The sequence below is a fragment of the Enterobacter sp. fkY84-1 genome (assembly GCF_052974705.1).
The window spans coordinates 2,037,043-2,056,131 of the sequence record NZ_CP169393.1 but is presented as its reverse complement, the minus strand read 5'-3'; the positions used below and the strand labels follow the sequence as shown (position 1 = coordinate 2,056,131).

Below are 19,089 nucleotides of genomic sequence, written 5' to 3'. Positions count from 1 at the left end.
ACTTTACGCATTACCCGGTAAGAATAAATGCCGTTTATTTAACGGAATGGTTCAAATAAATTGACATAACTGACGGGTTCGTCACGACGCAACGTTATGGGATATACTCTTCCCCACTTTTTTCATGGCAGGTAAAACCGGCAATGGCTTTGATCCCCAAAAACTACGCGCGGCTGGAAAGCGGCTATCGCGAAAAAGCATTAAAAATTTATCCATGGGTGTGTGGACGCTGCTCGCGCGAGTTTGTCTATTCCAATCTGCGTGAACTCACGGTTCACCATATCGATCACGACCATACCAACAACCCGGAAGATGGCAGCAACTGGGAGCTGTTGTGCCTGTTTTGCCACGATCACGAGCATTCGAAATATACCGAAGCGGATCAGTACGGCACCACCGTGGTGGCCGGGGAAGACGCGCAAAAAGACGTGGGCGTCGCCACGTTTAACCCGTTTGCCGATTTAAAGGCGATGATGGATAAGAAGAAGTAATCCTCTCGCCCCCTCGCTCACATCATGATCCGCGAATTTAGAATGTCCAGGTGATAGCGGCGGTTGCAGACCCCTCATTACGCCGCATCACGATCGGGCTTTGATTGGCATGGTCGCCAAGCCAGGTATAGTCCGCGCTGAGGACAGTTCCCCAGTGAGCATCGAACTGATGGCTCCAGGTCAGGCTGGTGTCGACGCCGTAAAATCCACCCGGCGCAGCATAGCGGCGATAGCCGGTGCGGCGGCTCTGCTGCTCACTGACCCCATACCAGGTATTCAGGTAACGGCTGTCGCCAAACAGGGCCGCAGACTGAAAGGCTATCGTGTCCTGGTTATTTTGTACCGGGATCAGCGTAATGGAGGCCTGATAGCCTGCCCCCTGACTGTCCGTTAACGGCAGCGTCGCTTTGCCTTCCATGCTCAGCCATGGCGCAGCCTGCCAGCCCACGGCAAGGCCGGTATTCAGGGTGGCATCAATATCCCCCATCCCTTTCAGGATGTTTGCCCCCTCGCGCCAGCCAGAATTTTTATCAGCCCTTCCGGGATCGTAGCCCAGCGTGTGTTCGAAATACCAGCCGCTGTCGTTTTGCAGGTCATATCCCACCCCTTTTTGTGCATCAACAAAGAAAGCGCCTTTGCGTCCCTGCAGCACAGGAACCACCTGCCACACCTGCTTGTCTGAGCCTGAGTAACGCGGGGCATATTGCCCTCCCAGCCCGACGGTTAAGGAATCGGACGCGGTGTCATCATCCGCCTGCGCGGCGGATGCCACGACCATCAGAAGCGGGACGGACATATACAGGACTTTTTTTATCGCTATCATACTGCTCTCCTTACAGACGCTGGCGTCTCCTGAGACAGGAACAGCCACACAATGTTGGCGCAGTATGATTTGGCTGAATCAATGAATCGTCGGGATAGTGTTAAGAAATGGTCAAGGTGAACGGATGTTATCCAGAAGAGTGCTGATTATTGAAGATGACGCCGACGCGGCTGGCGTGCTCGAAGCCTATTTACGGCGTGAAAATTACGACGTGACCATTACCGGAGACGGTCTTTCCGGGCTGGATATGGCGCAGCGGTGGAAGCCCGACCTCATCCTGCTGGACGTGATGCTGCCGGGACTTAACGGCACCGAGGTGCTGGCGGGCCTGCGTCGTAAAAGCGATGTGCCGGTGATCATGGTCACGGCCATGGGGGATACTCCCGATCGCATTGGCGCCCTGCGTTACGGTGCCGATGATTACGTTGTGAAGCCTTATCATCCGGGCGAAGTGGTAGCGCGGGTGCAGGCGGTGCTGCGGCGCAGCAGTAAAAAAGAGACAGAGGAAAAGATCCTTCGCTGGCAAACGCTGGCGGTGGATGTCGCCGCCATTGTGGCGTGCGTGGACAACGGCGACGACGCGCCTGTGATGCTCGATCTTACGCCAACGGAATTCTCGCTTCTGGCAACGCTGCTGCGCTCGCCTGCGCACCCGTTTTCCCGCCAGTATTTACTGGAACACTGTTTGCCGGAAAGCGAGGCGCTGGAGCGCGTTGTCGACACCCATATTTATAACCTGCGTAAAAAACTCGAAGCTGTGGGTATTTCCGGCGTGCTGATCAACGTGCGCGGCGTGGGTTACAGGTTCAGACAGCCATGATAAAAAACCGGCACGTCTCTCTGTGGCGCTGGATTTGCGCGCGCATCCTGGCGCTGGCTATCGGCAGCGTGATCGTCATTGCCACCTGCATGTGGCTGCGCTATGCGGTCCAGAACTACTGGATCATGGGCAGGATGCCGCCGGCAGTCCGTCAGGAGTTTCTTACGCTCAGCCAGAACCCGCAGGCCAATCCGGCCCGCTTCCACACGATTGTGGATACCTGGTGGGGCCTGAGCTATTCCACGCCGTCCATCGCCTCAGCGGACTGGGTCACGGTGGCCCTGCTGGTGCTGGTGATGATCCCGTTTATTGTGGTGATGGGGCTCAAACACGCCCGCCCGCTGGCGCTGCAGTTCAGCCGCCTTCGCGATGCGGCAAAGGATGTCGCCGAAGGGCAGTTTGGCCGTCAGGCAGAGCTGATCAAGGATGCACCGGCAGAAATGGTCAGCTTTGCGGCGGACTTTAACTCCATGACGGGGCAACTGGCCCGCTATGAGAAAGAGCTCCGCGCCTCGCACGTCGCGATGGCGCACGAGCTGCGCTCGCCCCTGACGGCCGCCATCGGGCGTCTGCAGGGCATGCTAGACGGCGTGTTTGATGCCAGCCCGGCGCAGCTGGGCATGGTGATGAAACAGCTCCAGCACCTCAACCGCCTCACCGATGAGCTCCACCTTCTCTCTTTGGCAGACGCGGGTAACCTTGTGCTGGAGGACCAGCCGTTCTGTCTGGATGAGCTGATTCACGAGCGGGCTGCCTGGATCATGCCCCAGGCGGATGCGCATCATTTCAGGATAACGCTGCGTAACCCGCACACCAGCCCCTTCCGGGGCGATGCATTCCGTATGGGGCAGGTCGTTACCATCCTCATGGAAAATGCGCTACGTTACGGACGCGAAGGCGGCCACCTTGAGGTGGCGCTGCATTACGCCAGCGGGCATTACATCCTCGAATTCACCGATGACGGGCCGGGCGTGTCGCCCCAGTTCTTGCCGGAAATGTTTAAACGCTTTAGCCGCGAGGAGCAGTCCCGCGCGCGGCATTCCGGCGGCAGCGGCCTCGGTTTGTCCATCGCCCGGGCGATTTGCGAGGCGCATGGGGGTGAGATTAGCGCGTCATTACCGGAAACCGGCGGCCTTGCGGTGCGCATTTTGTTGCCCTGGCAGCCGTCCGATAATGAAAATCTCCCCTCTTGATAAAGCCTTGACAGAACATCGAATCTTTCTCGACGTAGCGCGTATTTAATAACGCCATTCCCTTTATGGAGCGGCGTTATGTCAGACGAATTTTTTCTCTCCCTCCGCCACTGCCTGCATCATTTGTACGGCGTGGCGCGCACCTTTTCCTGGCTGCATTTTCTTCCCCTGGCCCTGCTTGCGCTGGCGATTTTTCCGCTGGCCGGCTGCGGTGATAAACACGAAAACAAACCTGACCCAGTGCGTAAGGTACGCTACGTCGTCGTTGGCTCCGCCCAATCCCTTCCCGCGCTGGAAAGAACCGGTGAGATCCATGCCCACGATGAAACGACCCTGAGCTTTCGCACCGGAGGCCGGATACTGACGCGTAGCGTTGATATTGGCGACCGGGTCACTGCCGGACAGCTGCTGGCCACGCTTGATAATACGACCGGGCAAAACCAGCTGGACAGCGCAGCGGCCGACTATGAAGGCGCCAAAGCCTCTGCCCAGGTCGCCGCGCTTAACGTCAGTCGCATGCAAAAGCTTATGCCAACGGGCGCGATAGCCCGCACGCAGCTCGACAGCGCCCGGGCTGACTGGCTTGTCGCCCGCGCGCGCTTAAAAAGCAGCGAGGCCGCATGGCGAAATGCCCGCGAAACCCTCGGCTGGACGCGACTGATCGCTCCACAAGCGGGCGTCATCACGGCCGTGAGCGCCTCTGCAGGACAGGTTGTCAGCGACGGCCAGTCCGTGCTGACGCTGGCGACCGGGGAAGCCCGCGACGTGGCGTTTGATATTGCCGCGCCCGATGCGATCCCGCCTCTGGATAAGTCGGTGTTGCGGGTTTCCCTGCTCAGCGACCCGTCGGTGCAGGCGTCTGCCGTGCTTCGGGATATGACCCCGCAGGCCGATCCTCAGACCCGCACCTGGCGCGTCAGAGCCACCCTGCAAAACCCGCCGTCGGCCATGGCGCTGGGTGCCAGTGTTACCGTCACGTTGCCATCGTCAGCCCCGCACGGGTACACCCTTCCCGCATCCGCGCTGACCCGTGCCGGCGACAAACCGGCGGTTTTTGTGATTACCCCGCAGTCGCGGGCGCAGCTGCGCGTGGTGGTGCCCGTCGGCTATACGGCCACCTCCGTCATGATTGCCTCCGGCCTTGAGCCCGGCGACAGGGTGATTACGGCGGGCGTGAGCACATTACGATCCGGCGAGCCGGTGATGGCCGGAGAGGTTCAGCCATGAACACAGGATCGGAAGCCCAATTTAACCTCTCCGCCTGGGCGCTGAAGAACCAGCAGATGGTCAGCTTTTTCATGCTGCTGGTGATTGCGATGGGCGTGTTCTGCTATGAAAAGCTGCCGCGTAACGAAGATCCGGCATTCACCATTAAAACGGCCGTCGTCTCCGCACAGTGGCCGGGAGCCTCCGTGACGGATACCACCCGCCTGCTGACCGATACGCTTGAAAAAAAGCTGCAGGAAACGCCCTGGCTGGACTATCTCGAAAGTGAAACCCGTGCCGGACGCACCGTTATCCACGTCAACCTCCGTGACGATACGCCCCCGCAACGCGTGCCCGATATCTGGTATCAGGTTCGCAAAAAAATGCAGGACATCGCGCCGTCCCTGCCCGAAGGGGTGCAGGGTCCTGCCGTGGATGACGAGTTTGACGACACGTTCGGCACAATTTACGCCTTTATTCCCGAAGGCTTCACGCTGCGGGAGGTGCGGGATAGCGCAGAGACAATACGGCGCGAGCTCATGTCCCTGCCGGATATGGGCAAAACCACCCTGCTGGGCGAACAGCAGGAGCAGTGGGTTCTCGCCTTTTCTCCGGCGCGCCTGGCCGGTATGGGGCTGGATATTCAGGACGTTGCCGACGCCCTCCGGGCGCAAAACGCCGTTGTCCCGGCAGGAACGATGCGTACCGGGCAGGAGAACATGGCGATAAAGGTCAGCGGGGCGCTCACCACCGAAGAGAGTTTACGCGCCGTCACGCTGCACGTTAACAATCGCTATATTCCGCTGACCGACATTGCCACCGTCACCCGGGAAATCGCAGAGCCACCGGCCCCGGCCTACCGGGTGAACGGCAAACCGGCTATCGGGCTGGCGGTGTCGATGGCACCGACAGGCAACATGCTGCGTTTCGGTGCTGCGCTGAACGCAAAAATGGCGGCCCTCAGCGCCGGGCTGCCGCACGGTATTGAGATGGTGAAAGTCGCCGATCAGTCAGCGGTGGTGAGTGAAGCGGTAAGCGGGTTTATCCGGGTACTTATCGAAGCCGTTGTTATCGTGCTGGCGGTTTCATTTGTCTCGCTGGGTTTGCGGGCCGGACTGGTGGTGGCGACGGCCATTCCGCTGGTGCTTGCCATGACGTTTGTCGGCATGATGCTCGCCGGTATTGGCCTTCAGCGTATCTCGCTCGGGGCGCTGATCATTGCCCTGGGCCTGCTGGTGGATGACGCCATGATCGCCGTCGAAACGATGGTCTCCCGACTGGAAGCGGGGGATTCCCGCCGACTCGCGGCCACCTATGCATTCAAAACGACGGCCTTCCCGATGCTCACCGGTACTCTGGTCATGATTGCCGGTTTTATTCCCGTTGGTTTTGCGGCCTCCAGCGCCGGTGAATACTGCTTCTCCCTGTTTGCGGTGGTGCTCATCGCCCTGCTCTGCTCCTGGGCCGTCGCGATCCTGTTTTCGCCGCTAACGGGCACGTGGCTGCTGCCGGAAAAAGTCAGACATCACGCGGCAGGACCGGGACGGATCGCGCGCGGGTATGGACGGCTTTTACGCCTGGCGCTCCGCCACCGGCTCGCTACCGTACTGATTGCGCTTGCCGCGCTGGGGCTGTCAGCGTACGGCACGACGTTTATGCAGGGCGAGTTTTTCCCCGCCTCGGACCGGCCCGAGTTGCTGGTCAGCCTGACGCTTCCGGCCAACGCGTCGCAGCCGGAAACGCTCAGAGAGGTGGAAAAGCTGGAAAAAGCGCTGGCCGACAACAGCAATATCGATCGCTTTTCGACGTACGTTGGCTCAGGCGCCGTCCGTTTTTACCTGCCGATGGACGTGCTGCTGGAAAATGAAAATATCGCCCAGATGGTTGTGGTCGCGAAGGATCTTGCGGCGCGGGATCGTCTGCACGCACAGCTCAACACGATCCTGGCGACGCAATTTAGCGACATCATCACCCGCGTGTCGCCCCTTGAGCTGGGGCCTCCCGTCGGCTGGCCCATCAAATACCGGGTGAGCGGGCCGGATTATCTGCAGGTCCGGGCGCTTGCGAACCGTCTCACGGACGCGATTGGCCGCTCCCCGTTCTCACGCGACGTTAACCAGACGGCCGGAGAGCCGGAGAGGGTCATCACCCTTAAGGTGAATCAGACGGCGGCCAGAGCGGCGGGAATATCGTCAGAAAGCCTCGCCCGCACGCTCAATACCGTCTGGTCCGGCAGCGTTGTCACGTCCATCAGAGATAATGACCGCCTTGTCGACGTGGTGCTCAGGGCCGAGGACAGCGCGCGCCAGAGCACCGCCACCCTCTCCTCACTCACGATTCAGGGGAATGACGGTAAAAAAATTCCGCTCAGCGCCGTCGCAACGCCGGTCTGGGGCGTGGACGATCCGGTCATCTGGCGCCGCCAGCGCGTGCCCTTTATCACGGTGCAAACCGACCTCGCCCCGGGGCTGAGGGCTGAAGCGGTATCCGCCGCGCTGCGTCCGGCGGTGGATAAACTGCGCGCGAGCCTGCCCGCAGGTTACAGCATTGAAGAGGGCGGCGCGGTTGCCGAATCGGATAAGGGGAACAGCTCCGTCTTTACCGTTCTTCCGGTCACGCTGGTCATCATGCTGTTGCTACTGATGCTTCAGCTGCGGCGATATTCCCGGATGCTGCTGGCGCTCCTGATGGCCCCGTTTGGTTTACCAGGGATCGTGCTGGCTATGCTGCCCGGCGGAACGCCGATGGGGTTTGTTGCGCTGCTGGGCGTCATCGCCCTGGCGGGGATGATCGTACGTAACGCGGTAATATTGATTAGCGAGGTTGACAGCAATCTAGCTCAGGGGATGGCAAATGATGCCGCGATTATGGCGGCCGCGGAGCACCGGGCCAGACCCATCTGTCTGACCGCCTGTGCCGCCATTCTGGGGATGATCCCCATCTCTCACCAGGTCTTCTGGGGCCCAATGGCCTATGCCATCATCGGCGGGCTGCTGGCTGCGACGCTGGTGACGCTGACCGTGTTACCCGCGTCGTTTAGCCTGCTGTTACAGTGGGGGGCTCAGCGCAAAGCCGCAGCCGACGGGCCGGGCTGAGTCCCCATCGTTCTCCGATTACGCGGCGGTCAGCGCAAAACGGTCTTTCAGGACATGGCGGATTTCATCCTCCGCCAGCTGCCGCGTTTCAGTGCCGTTCGCCGTGATGGTTTTCAGCATATCGCCCAGTAAAATCTGGCGTCCTTCCGGGCTGTGCTGCACCACCACCCGCTTCTGCACAAAGATCGCATCCGGGTGCGTGGAGTTCAGGTAGTTGGCCGGGACGAAATCAATCCACTCCTGAGGCGTGAGATCGAAGCCGTATTGTCGGGCCCATTCGCCTTCCACCTTCGCCTCGAGCAGATACTCGCCCTCCGCGCTGCGGCTCAGGCGAAACGTGTCGAAATCCTGGGTGATATCCACGTCAAGCGTGTCCAGCGCCATTGGCGCGCGGATGCCGTAGCTGCCGAACCCGAGATCGCAAAGCCACTGGCGGCTCTCCACCTCGGCGATGAGCGCCATATGGGTTTTCGGACGCCGCGCGGGGTAGAACATCGGGCGCGCCGCCACAAAACGGTAAGGTATCCCTAACGCCTCCAGCACCATGGCAAAAAGCCCGTTCACCTCATAGCAGTAGCCGCCGCGCCCTTTCTTTAACACCTTCTCGGCAATGTCGTCTGGTGCCAGCGAGACAATTTTCCCCGCCTGCACGTCCAGATTTTCAAAGGGAACGGAAAAGAGCTGATGACGCATCAGCGCATGCAGGGTGGTCGTATCGGCCGCCGCCGGTCCGGTGTAGTTTATGCGTTTGAAATACGAGGAAATGTCGAAATTATCGCTGTGCATAATGCCTCCTTGTCCTGAACATGCCGGACACTATAGTTGGCGCACATCATTGGCTGTATAGTCAGTTTTATCGAAAATTAGCCTGAACAGATACCCATGTCTGCCCCCTCCCCACACTATCGCCGGATTGCTGAGCGTCTGCGCCTCACGCTCTCTTCAGGCGCATTGCGAGTCGGTGACCGGATGATCTCCGCGCGTAAACTGGCCGAACGCGAGCACGTGAGCCTTCCGACGGCGCTGGAGGCCCTTCGCTGCCTTGAGGCTGAAGGGCTGATCGTTGCGCGACCGCGTTCAGGTTATTACATCCGCCAGATCAGCCTCCCTCCGCGCGCGGAGCCCGCGCGTTCCACGCCGGGCCCGGTGCCCGTGACTATGTCCGCCGTGGCCCGGTCGCTGTTCAGCAGTGCAGAAGCTCGGCTGATCCCGCTGGGCGCCGCCCTGCCCGATCCCGCGTGGCTGCCCGGGGAGGCCCTACAGCGGGCGTTACACTCCGTGGGCCGTCGTCTGGACGCGCATGGGCAGAGCTACAGCCTGCCGCCGGGAAGGCGTGATTTACGAAGCAAGATTGCGGCGCGTGCTGCACAGTGGGGAGCCCGTTTCGGCGCGGACGATCTGATTATTACCGCAGGCGCGACGCAGGCGCTGCGCCTGGCCCTGCGGGCCGTGTGTCAGCCAGGTGATGTGGTGGCGGTGGAGCAGCCCGCCTACTTTGGCACGCTCCTGCTGCTGGAGGATTTAGGCCTGAAGGCGTTAGAAATCCCCACCGATCCTGCTGAAGGTCTGTTACTGGAACCGCTGGCTGACGCCATCCGCTGCCACCGTCCCGCGGCCGTTCTGGCCTCGCCCACCGTGCAAAACCCATTGGGTGCCAGCATGCCCGTCGCGCGCAAGCAGGAACTGGTTGCTCTGCTTGAAGAAGCCGGTATTCCTCTGATTGAGGACGACGTTTACGGTGACCTGGTCGGTGACGGGCAACGTCCTCCGGCCTGCAAAGCCTTCGACCAGAGCGGGAATGTGATTTACTGCAGCTCCCTGTCAAAAACGCTTGCACCGGGGTGGCGAATCGGCTGGATTGCCGCCGGACGCTATTACCCGCAGGTCTTGCAGGCCCGCATGGCCGGAGAGTGGGCAGGTGCGCCGCTGCTGGAAGCCGCGACGAGCGAGATGCTGGCAAGCGGCGACTACGACCGTCACCTGCGGCGGCTAAAGCGGCGGATCGCAGAGGGAATAGACGCCGTCGTGGCGCAGGTCGGGGCCAGTTTTCCCCCCGGTACCCGCGTAAACGTCCCCGCAGCTGGCTTTCTGCTGTGGGTCGAACTTCCTCCGCAGGTCAACGCGCTGGAGGTGCATCGCCGCGCGCTGGCGCGGGGTATTGGCGTCAGCCCCGGCCCCCTGTTTTCCCCTGGCGCAGAACTTACGCACTTTCTGCGGCTAAACTGTGCAAACGAACCGACGCCCCGCCTGCTCACTGCCGTGGAGCAGATTGGTGCGCTATGCCATGAGCTGGCCGCTTTCACACCAGACTCTCCAGCCACTCGGTAAATACCCGCACTTTGCGGGAGAGATGACGGTGTGGGTAGAGCAGTGACAGTTTGCGGTCCGGCGAACGATATTCAGGCAGGACCTCAACCAGCAGGCCGCGGTCAATGTAAGGCTGGAGAAAGAGATTCATTCCCTGCATTACCCCCAGCCCGGCCAGGCCTGCCGCGATGTAGGCCTCGGAGTTATCCACCACGAGCTTACCGGGTAGCGCGATCTCCGCGACACCCTCTGGCGTGGTAAACGTCCACGGCTGAACGTGCCTGCTGCTGTTGTTAATCCAGTTAATCGCCTGATGCTTGCGTAAATCCTCCAGCGTTTCTGGCGTACCGTGTTCAGCCAGCCAGGCCGGGCTGGCGCAGGTCGTGATTTTAATGTTCCCGATTTTACGCGCGATATAGTCGCCGTCGTCCAGCTCGCCCACCCGCAGCACGCAGTCCAGACCGTCCCGCAGCATATCCCGACGGCGGTCAGAGCTGCTCAGGATGATGTCGATATCAGGATGCTGACGATAAAAATCAGGCAGGTTGGGTATCACCCGCAGCGCCGCAAAAGAGATGGGCATATCCACACGCAGCTGGCCGTGTATCGGCCGATCGGCGCCAAACGACTCCAGTAATTCGTCCGCCTGCGCCAGCAGGGGTTTACTGCGGCGATAAAAGGCTTCCCCATCCGGCGTCAGGCTAATCCGACGCGTGGTGCGCTGCAGGAGCCGCGTGCCGCTGTGTTGTTCCAGAAGCTGCAGCGCTTTGGTCACTGCCGGTCGATGGACCCGCAGATTTTCCGCCGCCTGGGTAAGGCTCCCCGAGTCGACAATTTCAATAAAAATCCGAATAGATTCAAAGAGGTTTATTTGCATAAGGGATGTCTTGCCGCGAGCGGGAGAAAATGATTGTTATTAATTTTATAACAGTGATGAATGTTTTTGGCTATTTTTCCTAACAATCTTCCTCTCTACACTCTCCCTCATTCAAACGTAAGGGAGAGTCTGCTATGAAAAATAACCGTATCTGTCAGATCCTGGGTATCGAAAAGCCCGTTATTCAGGGACCGTTATCCTGGCTTACTGATGCCCGTTTAGTGGCCGCGGTCAGCAATGCCGGAGGACTCGGCGTGCTGGGCCCCAACGCCGGTTTAACCGCCGATACCGCGGTCTCCACGCCGGAAGAGACCGCCGAAAAAATGCGGGAAGAAATTCGGAAAACCAAACGGCTGACCGAAAAACCCTTCGGCGTGAACCTGATCCCCACCGCCGTTAATGACGTCTGGACCGGGCCAATTCTTAAGGTGGTAAAAGAGGAAGGCGTCAGGGCCGTGGTGTACACGGGCTATGGGGAAGGCAGCATTATTCCCGCGCTGTTTAGTGAGTTAAAAGAGGCGGGTATTGCCATTATCTACCGCGACATCAATCCCACGCCGGAAAACACCCTTCTTGCTGAAGAGATGGGTGCAGACATCATCGTCGCCACCGGTTTTGACGAGGGTGGGACGCTACCCGCGACGGCGCTGGGGACCTTTTCCATCGTGCCGCTGATTGCCGACGCCGTGAAGCACGTCCCGGTGATGGCCGCGGGCGGTATTACCGATAATCGCACCGCCAGAGCGGCGCATGCATTGGGGGCGGAAGGCGTGTTTGCCGGTTCGGTCTTTATCAGTACCGAAGAAAGCCGCGTGCCGCAGGGGGTCAAAGAGAAAATTGTTGCCGCCAACGGCCTGGACCTGCTGCTTTTCCGCACAGTCCCCCACTACTATCGTTCTCTTCCCGGCAAACTGGCGGAAAAACTGGCGGCGATGGATAAAGCGGGCGCAAGCAACGAAGCGCTGGGCAAGGCGATGGGCGGATTACGGGGCCTGCGCCTGGGCATGCTGGAAAATAATACCGATGAAGGGTATATCGCGCTCGGCACGGGGATCGGGAATATCCGCAGCGTGAAAAGCGTGGCCGAGGTTGTCGATGCGTTAACGGTTGAGTAAGCCCTTAACCCTGATGCTATGGACGCTGCACAGGAGCAGCGTCCGCAAACCGTCTGCGGTTCTTTTTCACACATTGAGGATTGCGCGTTCTTTAACCACAGCGTCAGGATTGGCACGTTTTACCGCTACCAGAAAAGCCGTGAAGTTATGATTCCAGAGGGTAAGATTGTTATAAAACTGCACCTGTTTTTCATTAACACCGTCGCGGTAAATAACAATCCAGACCCGTCTGCTGTTTATCTCGGTATTCCCCGGTCTGATTTTAATGATGTTAGCCAGCGCAATTTTACGGGTGGCGTTGTTTTTAACTTCATATAAAAACTGGTCATCATAAAACCAGGTTTTACCTGCATTTCCGCCAAATATTGAGGGACTGGCAGAGATCTTTTTCATCCCGTTACGGTCTGAAATGATACGTTTTGCCTGGCGAATGCGTCTGACCAAAAAGCTTAACAGAATGAGAAGCGCAATGAGGGGCAGAGCGACTGATATCATTTTTAGACTTTCGTGCATATCCCTGCCCCACAATACATTCATTTTAACGCGTGAGTATAACGCGCCGATCGTTGATGACAACAACCCTTACGGTCAGGGAATAATCCGCGCGGCTCTCAACTGCGCGAACAGGTGGAAAAACATCTCATCCGTCGCCTGCATTTGCGTAAAGCCCGCCCTGCGCAGCTTGCTCCCGTCACCAAACATGTCGTAATTCCAGCTAAAGACAAAATCGGCAAACCGCCCGTCGCTCAGCTGCAGAATATCCGCTTCCACCAGCCGCTCTCCGGCAAGCTCGCGCCATACGCCGCGATAGTCCGTAAACAGCTGATGAAATGACAGCCTCACCGGCGGTGCAGAGTCCAGGTCAAACCAGCGTGCGATGCGCGGCCAGAGCTCGCTCCAGCGCCAGATATCGCCATTATTCACGTTGAACGCCTGATTCTGTGCCGCAGGTGACGCGGCGGCCCACAGAGTGGCGTCGGCCAGCAGCCCGGCGTCTGTATGGTCAACGATACTGTGCCAGGTCTGTTCCGAACCGGGAAAACGCAACGGTAAACCCAGCGCCTTGCACAGGGAGGCGTACAGGGCAATGCTCAGCGCAAGGTTCATGGCATTGCCCGGTACCGCACTCCCTACCACGCCCGGCCTGATGGCATTCCAGTGCCAGCGCTTTCCCCGCTGAAACTGGCTGAGCCACGCAAGCTGCGCGGCGTTAAATTCGGCACCCGGTACGCCGGGATCGCTTTCGCGCGCCGGGGTTTTAAACGGTCCCAGATGCGCGCCGTAGACCTTGTACCCCTGCATCAGGCTTACCGTCTGCAAAGGTGCCGTTTTTTCGAGGATGCTGACCAGATTACGCAGCATGGTGACGTTCGGCTCAACCATGTCTTCCCAGTTCGCCGCGTTCGCCCAGGCGCTGTAAAAGAGATGGGTGGTACCGTCCAGGGAGCGCAGCGCCCGGGCGCTGTCCTTTTCATCCAGTAAATCGATCTTGACCATCGGAATGCCGTCAGGATGCGACCCGGCATGGCGGCTAAGGCCGATCACCTGCCACTGATGGTGCAGGAGCGTGTTGATCATCTGTCTGCCGACAATGCCGCTGGCGCCCGCGACCAGGGCGACGTTGTGTTGCTGCCTATTATTCATGGTATTTCTCCGGAAAGGGTGACAGACGCAGTGTGATATATTATTTTTTCTGGAGATATCCCATGAAACCGATGGCACTTATAAGCAAAATCATTAAATGAATAATAAGCTCAATGCCATTTCTACCTTTCTGCGCGTCGCTGAAGCGGGCTCGTTTTCAGCGGCTGCCCGTCAGACCGGTATTAAGCAGTCCGCCGTCAGTCAACAGATCGCGGCGCTTGAGGAATCGCTGGGTGTGGTACTGCTGCACCGTACGACGCGTACGATGAAGCTGACCGAACAAGGGGAACGCTACCGGCGTGATATGCAGCTCGTGCTGGACGCCATGGGGGAAGCGGAGAGGCGTTTACATCCTGTCGATCATAGCGTTCAGGGACGCGTCCATGTCCAGTTGCCGAGCGGCCTGGGGCAGATCATTTTGCCGCATCTGCTGGCGCTACAGCGCCTGCATCCCGAACTGCAGCTGATGCTTTCCCTGGATGACCGCCTTGCCGATCTGGTGGCGGAGGGCGTGGATGTCGCGATACGGCTGAGCAGCGAGCCTCCGCAGGCGCACGCGGCTCGCGTGCTGGGGCGTATTGAAGCTGCACTGTTTGCCGCTCCCGGCTTTCAGGCGGTACACGCGGTCAGCGAACTGGCGACGCTCCCACACGTGCGGTTCAGCGGCATTCCGCTGGATGCTCCCCTGCGCCTGATGTCTGACGCGGAGACGGTCGAGGTCAACGTGAATACCGTTTTCCGTGCCAACACAAGCGACGCGCTGCTGCAGGCGCTGGAATCCGGCATGGGTATCGGCGGCATGCAGCGACCGCTCGTGGCCAGGGCTCTGCAGGCGGGCACGCTGGTACCGGTGCTGCCCGACTGGCGGTTACCCGATCGCTTCCTCTATGCCGTTTATCCTGATGCCCGCTTTATTCCGCAGCGCGTCAGAAAGGTCGTCAGCGTGATTGAGCAATTACTGCCTGAGATCGCGACCCACAACGCCACAAAATAACCGCCTTTTACCTCGCCACCGGTAAATCCGCGTACCGCGTCGTATAGGCCGGTGACAACATTTCCCGCTTCATGGCCCACGGTTTCTCAATCCCCTGCCCGGCGAACCATATCTTCCCTTTGCCGGAGTGATTGACGCTGTCGATCATCTCCATCAGCGCCGCGCTGTTGGCGCGCAGGCGATTGTCGTCAAACAGATTAAGCTGAGCGACACCGCTGCTGAAAAAGTCCGCCAGCATGACCCCGGCCTTCATATAGCGATACCCGTCGAGCCATATCCGCCCCAGCGCCTCCGTGGCGGCACGGATGATATCCCGCGAGTCATTGGTGGGCGTCATCAGGGTGACCGAAGCCTGATTACCGTAATAAATTTCGTTGTCCGCATGCGGGCTGGTGCGCACAAACACGCTGATAAAGCGACAGTATTGATGCTCGCCGCGCAGTTTCTCTGCGGCGCGTTCCGCGTAGGCGCAAATCGCCTGGTGCATCTCTTCATATTGCGTAATGCGATGACCAAACGAACGGCTACAGATGATTTGCTGCTTCGTGGGGGTGTACTCTTCCAGGTCAAGGCAGGGCTCGCCGCGAAGCTCGCGCGCCGTACGCTCCAGCACCACGTTAAAATGTTTGCGAATGACCCACGAGGAGGCCTCCGCCAGCTCCAGCGCCGTGGTAATCCCCATCGCGTTCAGTTTTTTCGTGATGCGCCGCCCTACGCCCCATACCTCCTCTACCGGAACCTTTGCCAGCAGTTTACGCTGCCGCTCCCGGCCTGACAGATCGACCACGCCGCCGGTACTGGCCCAGCGTTTCGCCGCATAGTTGGCCAGCTTCGCCAGCGTTTTTGTCGGGGCAATGCCGACGCCAACGGTTAAGCCCGTGTTTTTAAAGACCTGCGTGCGCATCTGGTGTCCGAACGCGTCCAGCGACATGCAGTTACCGATCCCTGAAACGTTCACGAACGCCTCGTCAATCGAGTAAATTTCTATGGCCGGAGCCAGATCCGTCAGCGTCTGCATCACCCGACTGCTGAGGTCGGCATACAGCGCATAGTTCGAACTGAAGACGTAAACCCTCGCCGGAAAAAGCTTCTCTTTGAATTTAAAATAGGGCTCACCCATTTTTATGCCGAACTGCTTTGCTTCCCGCGAGAGTGAAATTATGCAGCCGTCGTTGTTGGACACCACCACGATGGGCTTCCCCTCCAGATCGGGGCGGAATACCTTCTCGCAGGAGGCATAGAAGCTGTTCACATCAACCAGCGCGAACATGTTTATGCGTTTTAAGCGTGTGGGTGACGACGCCGAAGATCTGCAACTCCTCTTCGGACTGAAAGGTAATCGGCTGATAGCGGGCGTTATGTGGCAACAGCCTCAGAACCGGGCGCGTCTGTAGCTCTTTCACCGTAAACTCACCGGCGACCGACGCCACGACGATATCCCCATGTTCGGCATTTAACGAGCGGTCAACCACCAGCAGATCGCCGTCGCCAATCCCCGCGCCAATCATGGAGTCTCCACTCACCTTGATAAAATAGGTCGCACTGGGGTGCCTCACTGCCAGCCGGTTAAGATCGAGACGATCCTCCACATAATCCTGCGCCGGGCTGGGAAACCCACAGGCAACACGTTCTAAAAACAAAGGTAGTTCAATGATTTGTTTTGGTTGATAAGAAAAGAGAGTGTCCATGATGCCTTTCTCGCCATATACTGTATATAAATACAGTATTACGGATTATGGTCAGGGATCAAGGTCATTTCCGGAAGCGAACCCAAACGCGTTGAAGTGTCAGAAGATTTAAAACGCGCAAAGCCCGGAAGCACATGTCGGGCTTTGCGCCTGTGACGATCAGTCCATCAGCGTATTCAATGTTTCCAGTGCGTCAGGCGGAAGCTGCAGTTCTCCCGCCGCGAGGTTTTGCCGCAGATGCGCCACGGAAGAGGTGCCCGGGATCAGCAGGATATTCGGAGAACGCTGCAGCAGCCATGCCAGCGCAACCTGCATTGCCGTGACGCCCAGTGAATCCGCGACAGCCTTCAGCCCGGACGATTGCAGCGGCGTAAAGCCGCCCAGTGGGAAGAACGGCACATACGCAATCCCCTGCTGCGCAAGCAGATCCACCAGCGCATCGTCACCCCGGTTCACAATGTTGTACATGTTCTGCACGCACACCACCTGCACCATCTTCTGCGCTTCCGCGACCTGGGTGGCCGTGACGTTGCTCAAACCAATATGCCGCACCAGCCCCTGCTGCTGTAATTCTGCCAGGGTGGAGAGCGGTTCAGCAATCGACCCTTCCGCTGGCCCGTGCGCGCTAAACATGATCCGCAGGTTCACCACGTCCAGCACGTCCAGCTGCAGATTACGCAGGTTGTCATGCACCGCCTGCGTCAGCTCCTGCGCGGAAAAGGCCGGCAGCCAGGCGCCTTTGTCGTTGCGACGGGCGCCAATCTTGGTGACGATCGTCAGATCGTCCCGGTAAGGATGAAGCGCCTCGCGGATCAGCTGGTTGGTGACATGAGGACCATAAAAATCACTGGTATCAATGTGGTTCACTCCCGCCGCCACGGCCTCGCGTAACACGTCCAGCGCGGCCTGCTTATCCTTCGGCGGCCCAAAGACGCCCGGCCCGGCCAGCTGCATCGCGCCGTAGCCCAGCCGTTTCACCGTCCGCGTCCCGAGCGCGTATGTCCCGCTTTTATCAATGCTGCTCATGTTGACCTTCCTCATAAAAATGATCCGGATTTACAACAGGTTCCCAAAAGGGCCCCTTAGTTAAGCGCGAGTTAATTAAAGTTTACATTCTCTACGACGATAGTAATGAAGTAACCCTGCATCTTCTCTAACGGACGACCGCTATGCTGAAAAATCTGCACGTGATTACCGGTATTATCTTTGCCCTCACCATATTCTGCCTGCTGCAAGTTGTCACGGGAGGGTTGTTCTACTCTGCCGTCAGTAACGATCGCCATAACTTCCAGAACTCCGGCGTGCTCAATGCCCAGCAGGAAAGCCTGAGCGACAGCGTGAACACGCTGGTGAAAACGCGCGTCACCGTCACCCGCGTGGCGATCCGCTACCTGAAAAACCAGCGTGACCCGGCTTCCCTGGCGGCGATCAATAAACTGCTGGGCACCGCAGGCGACTCGCTGGCAAAAGCCGAAGCCTATAACAAAGAGTGGCAGAAACTGCCGCAGGTTAAGGGCCAGGAGGCGGCATTGACCGACGAGATGCAGAAATCCTGGAACCAGATGCACGAAGTCATGCGTTTATCGATTGAGTATCTGCGCGCCGACAACTATCAGGCCTATGGCGATCTGGATGCGCAGCAGGCGCAGGACGATATGGAAGCGGTCTATAACCGCTGGCGCGCCGAAAACAACACCCTGCTGAAGGCCGCAACCGAAGAGAATCAGAGCAGCTTCACGCAGATGCAGTGGACGCTGGCGGCAATTCTGCTGGCCGTTATCGCGGTTCTGGTGGTCATCTGGCAGGGTTTACAGCACCTGCTGTTAAAACCACTCCACTCCATTATGGACCATATTCGCGCCATTGCAGGGGGCGACCTGACGCAGGAGATCGCTATCTCGGGCCGCAATGAGATGGGTCAGCTGGCCGCCGGCCTGCATGAGATGCAGCAGTCGCTGGTGACCACCGTCAGCGCCGTACGCGGAAGTACCGATTCCATCTACACCGGCGCAGGCGAAATTGCCGCAGGAAGCAACGATCTTTCCGCCCGCACCGAGCAGCAGGCCGCCTCGCTCGAGGAGACCGCCGCCAGCATGGAAGAGCTGACCGCGACGGTTAAACAGAACTCCGATAACGCCCGTCAGGCCACGCTGCTGGCGAAAAACGCCTCTGAAACGGCCGCGCGCGGCGGTCACGTCGTGGATAACGTGGTTCGCACCATGAACGAGATCGCCGACAGTTCGCAGCAAATTGCGCATATTACCAGCGTGATTGACAGCATCGCGTTCCAGACGAACATTCTGGCGCTTAACGCCGCGGTGGAAGCGGCACGCGCCGGGGAACAGGGGCGTGGTTTTGCGGTTGTTGCAGGTGAAGTCCGGACCCTGGCGAGCCGCAGCGCGCAGGCGGCGAAAGAGATCAAAGGGCTTATCGAGAACTCCGTCAGCCGCGTGAATACCGGTTCTGAGCAGGTTAGCGAGGCAGGCACCACCATGAAGGAAATCGTCGCCGCCGTGACCCGCGTGACCGATATCATGGGCGAGATTTCCTCTGCCTCTGACGAGCAGAGCCGCGGCATTGAACAGGTGAGCCTGGCCGTTTCGCAGATGGACAGCGTGACGCAGCAAAACGCCGCGCTGGTGCAGGAGTCCGCCACGGCGGCAGCGGCGCTGGAAGATCAGTCCGAACAGCTGCGCCAGGCGGTGGCCGCGTTTCGTCTGAACGGCAAAGAAAAAGCGGTAGCTCCACGTCCGGCCAGCGTGAAAACGCCTCAGCTGTTGCGCCCGGCAACCGCAAACGCCGCCACCGACAGCAACTGGGAAACCTTCTGAATCAC

17 protein-coding genes are annotated in these 19,089 nt (G+C 59.0%); 9 read left to right on the top strand and 8 right to left on the bottom strand.

Features of this window, described 5'->3' with window-relative positions; all coding sequences use genetic code 11:
- Nucleotides 1-143 precede the first annotated feature (143 nt).
- A complete protein-coding gene (gene yajD, locus ACEPLT_RS09810; RefSeq protein WP_003857471.1) occupies nt 144-491 on the top strand; it encodes an HNH nuclease YajD in 348 nt (115 codons plus the stop codon).
- Nucleotides 492-528: 37 nt separating this feature from the next.
- Here the strand turns inward: yajD and ACEPLT_RS09805 are convergent, their stop codons facing one another.
- Complete coding sequence (locus ACEPLT_RS09805) at nt 529-1,314, bottom strand: MipA/OmpV family protein (protein ID WP_232928824.1); 786 nt, start codon at nt 1,312-1,314, stop codon at nt 529-531.
- Between the two features lie 124 nt (nt 1,315-1,438).
- Here ACEPLT_RS09805 and ACEPLT_RS09800 point away from each other — a divergent pair, with 124 nt between their 5' ends.
- From ACEPLT_RS09800 to ACEPLT_RS09785, 4 genes are all read left to right on the top strand, one after another.
- The gene (locus ACEPLT_RS09800) at nt 1,439-2,134 is read left to right on the top strand and encodes a response regulator (protein WP_008500520.1); all 696 of its coding nucleotides are present in this window, start codon (nt 1,439-1,441) and stop codon (nt 2,132-2,134) included.
- Entirely contained in the window at nt 2,131-3,327 is a 1,197-nt protein-coding gene (locus ACEPLT_RS09795; protein WP_232928822.1) for a sensor histidine kinase, read from the top strand. Before ACEPLT_RS09800 ends, ACEPLT_RS09795 begins: the two co-directional genes overlap by 4 nt.
- A 78-nt stretch (nt 3,328-3,405) precedes the next feature.
- Entirely contained in the window at nt 3,406-4,554 is a 1,149-nt protein-coding gene (locus ACEPLT_RS09790) for an efflux RND transporter periplasmic adaptor subunit (protein WP_232928820.1), read from the top strand.
- The gene (locus ACEPLT_RS09785) at nt 4,551-7,628 is read left to right on the top strand and encodes an efflux RND transporter permease subunit (RefSeq protein WP_232928818.1); all 3,078 of its coding nucleotides are present in this window, start codon (nt 4,551-4,553) and stop codon (nt 7,626-7,628) included. Before ACEPLT_RS09790 ends, ACEPLT_RS09785 begins: the two co-directional genes overlap by 4 nt.
- Nucleotides 7,629-7,646: 18 nt before the next feature.
- On the opposite strand, the gene ACEPLT_RS09780 is transcribed toward ACEPLT_RS09785, so the two are convergent.
- Nucleotides 7,647-8,414: an arylamine N-acetyltransferase family protein gene (locus ACEPLT_RS09780; protein ID WP_232928816.1), complete on the bottom strand. Its 768-nt coding sequence runs from the start codon at nt 8,412-8,414 to the stop codon at nt 7,647-7,649.
- Between the two features lie 96 nt (nt 8,415-8,510).
- On the opposite strand from ACEPLT_RS09780, the gene ACEPLT_RS09775 reads away from it, so the two are divergent.
- Nucleotides 8,511-9,956, top strand: a complete 1,446-nt coding sequence (locus ACEPLT_RS09775) for an aminotransferase-like domain-containing protein (protein WP_232928814.1) — start codon at nt 8,511-8,513, stop codon at nt 9,954-9,956.
- Here ACEPLT_RS09775 and ACEPLT_RS09770 read toward each other — a convergent pair.
- Entirely contained in the window at nt 9,928-10,812 is an 885-nt protein-coding gene (locus ACEPLT_RS09770; RefSeq protein WP_023327303.1) for a LysR family transcriptional regulator, read from the bottom strand. The genes ACEPLT_RS09775 and ACEPLT_RS09770 overlap by 29 nt on opposite strands.
- A gap of 134 nt (nt 10,813-10,946) precedes the next feature.
- On the opposite strand from ACEPLT_RS09770, the gene ACEPLT_RS09765 reads away from it, so the two are divergent.
- Complete coding sequence (locus ACEPLT_RS09765) at nt 10,947-11,927, top strand: NAD(P)H-dependent flavin oxidoreductase (protein ID WP_126306802.1); 981 nt, start codon at nt 10,947-10,949, stop codon at nt 11,925-11,927.
- 66 nt (nt 11,928-11,993) lie between these two features.
- Here the strand turns inward: ACEPLT_RS09765 and ACEPLT_RS09760 are convergent, their stop codons facing one another.
- Both ACEPLT_RS09760 and ACEPLT_RS09755 read right to left on the bottom strand, forming a co-directional pair.
- Nucleotides 11,994-12,440 carry a hypothetical protein gene (locus ACEPLT_RS09760; RefSeq protein WP_008500528.1) on the bottom strand — a complete coding sequence of 149 codons (447 nt, stop codon included), beginning with the start codon at nt 12,438-12,440 and terminating at the stop codon, nt 11,994-11,996.
- A 75-nt stretch (nt 12,441-12,515) separates the two neighbouring features.
- Nucleotides 12,516-13,571 (bottom strand): SDR family oxidoreductase, encoded by a 1,056-nt coding sequence (locus ACEPLT_RS09755; protein WP_232928812.1) that lies wholly within the window; start codon nt 13,569-13,571, stop codon nt 12,516-12,518.
- A gap of 97 nt (nt 13,572-13,668) precedes the next feature.
- On the opposite strand from ACEPLT_RS09755, the gene ACEPLT_RS09750 reads away from it, so the two are divergent.
- Nucleotides 13,669-14,565, top strand: coding sequence for a LysR family transcriptional regulator (locus ACEPLT_RS09750; protein WP_232928806.1), 897 nt, complete (start codon nt 13,669-13,671; stop codon nt 14,563-14,565).
- Between the two features lie 7 nt (nt 14,566-14,572).
- On the opposite strand, the gene umuC is transcribed toward ACEPLT_RS09750, so the two are convergent.
- The 3 genes from umuC to ACEPLT_RS09735 all read right to left on the bottom strand — a co-directional run bounded on the left by umuC (nt 14,573) and on the right by ACEPLT_RS09735 (nt 17,279).
- Complete coding sequence (umuC, locus tag ACEPLT_RS09745) at nt 14,573-15,835, bottom strand: translesion error-prone DNA polymerase V subunit UmuC (protein ID WP_008500531.1); 1,263 nt, start codon at nt 15,833-15,835, stop codon at nt 14,573-14,575.
- The gene (gene umuD / locus ACEPLT_RS09740; RefSeq protein WP_008500532.1) at nt 15,819-16,253 is read right to left on the bottom strand and encodes a translesion error-prone DNA polymerase V autoproteolytic subunit; all 435 of its coding nucleotides are present in this window, start codon (nt 16,251-16,253) and stop codon (nt 15,819-15,821) included. The genes umuC and umuD overlap by 17 nt, the downstream gene beginning before the upstream one ends.
- A gap of 159 nt (nt 16,254-16,412) precedes the next feature.
- The gene (locus ACEPLT_RS09735; RefSeq protein WP_021241164.1) at nt 16,413-17,279 is read right to left on the bottom strand and encodes an aldo/keto reductase family oxidoreductase; all 867 of its coding nucleotides are present in this window, start codon (nt 17,277-17,279) and stop codon (nt 16,413-16,415) included.
- A 143-nt stretch (nt 17,280-17,422) separates the two neighbouring features.
- Here ACEPLT_RS09735 and tcp point away from each other — a divergent pair, with 143 nt between their 5' ends.
- Nucleotides 17,423-19,084, top strand: coding sequence for a methyl-accepting chemotaxis citrate transducer (gene tcp, locus ACEPLT_RS09730; RefSeq protein ID WP_025911512.1), 1,662 nt, complete (start codon nt 17,423-17,425; stop codon nt 19,082-19,084).
- Nucleotides 19,085-19,089 lie beyond the last annotated feature (5 nt).

What these genes read in the sequence shown, in the direction of transcription:
- umuD (WP_008500532.1), bottom strand. Translation starts at nt 16,253, where the DNA reads ATGGACACTCTCTTTTCTTATCAACCAAAACAAATCATTGAACTACCT.
- ACEPLT_RS09765 (WP_126306802.1), top strand. Translation starts at nt 10,947, where the DNA reads ATGAAAAATAACCGTATCTGTCAGATCCTGGGTATCGAAAAGCCCGTT.
- umuC (WP_008500531.1), bottom strand. Translation starts at nt 15,835, where the DNA reads ATGTTCGCGCTGGTTGATGTGAACAGCTTCTATGCCTCCTGCGAGAAG.
- tcp (WP_025911512.1), top strand. Translation starts at nt 17,423, where the DNA reads ATGCTGAAAAATCTGCACGTGATTACCGGTATTATCTTTGCCCTCACC.
- ACEPLT_RS09760 (WP_008500528.1), bottom strand. Translation starts at nt 12,440, where the DNA reads ATGCACGAAAGTCTAAAAATGATATCAGTCGCTCTGCCCCTCATTGCG.
- ACEPLT_RS09755 (WP_232928812.1), bottom strand. Translation starts at nt 13,571, where the DNA reads ATGAATAATAGGCAGCAACACAACGTCGCCCTGGTCGCGGGCGCCAGC.
- ACEPLT_RS09795 (WP_232928822.1), top strand. Translation starts at nt 2,131, where the DNA reads ATGATAAAAAACCGGCACGTCTCTCTGTGGCGCTGGATTTGCGCGCGC.
- ACEPLT_RS09770 (WP_023327303.1), bottom strand. Translation starts at nt 10,812, where the DNA reads ATGCAAATAAACCTCTTTGAATCTATTCGGATTTTTATTGAAATTGTC.
- ACEPLT_RS09785 (WP_232928818.1), top strand. Translation starts at nt 4,551, where the DNA reads ATGAACACAGGATCGGAAGCCCAATTTAACCTCTCCGCCTGGGCGCTG.
- ACEPLT_RS09780 (WP_232928816.1), bottom strand. Translation starts at nt 8,414, where the DNA reads ATGCACAGCGATAATTTCGACATTTCCTCGTATTTCAAACGCATAAAC.
- ACEPLT_RS09775 (WP_232928814.1), top strand. Translation starts at nt 8,511, where the DNA reads ATGTCTGCCCCCTCCCCACACTATCGCCGGATTGCTGAGCGTCTGCGC.
- yajD (WP_003857471.1), top strand. Translation starts at nt 144, where the DNA reads ATGGCTTTGATCCCCAAAAACTACGCGCGGCTGGAAAGCGGCTATCGC.
- ACEPLT_RS09750 (WP_232928806.1), top strand. Translation starts at nt 13,669, where the DNA reads ATGAATAATAAGCTCAATGCCATTTCTACCTTTCTGCGCGTCGCTGAA.
- ACEPLT_RS09735 (WP_021241164.1), bottom strand. Translation starts at nt 17,279, where the DNA reads ATGAGCAGCATTGATAAAAGCGGGACATACGCGCTCGGGACGCGGACG.
- ACEPLT_RS09790 (WP_232928820.1), top strand. Translation starts at nt 3,406, where the DNA reads ATGTCAGACGAATTTTTTCTCTCCCTCCGCCACTGCCTGCATCATTTG.
- ACEPLT_RS09805 (WP_232928824.1), bottom strand. Translation starts at nt 1,314, where the DNA reads ATGATAGCGATAAAAAAAGTCCTGTATATGTCCGTCCCGCTTCTGATG.
- ACEPLT_RS09800 (WP_008500520.1), top strand. Translation starts at nt 1,439, where the DNA reads ATGTTATCCAGAAGAGTGCTGATTATTGAAGATGACGCCGACGCGGCT.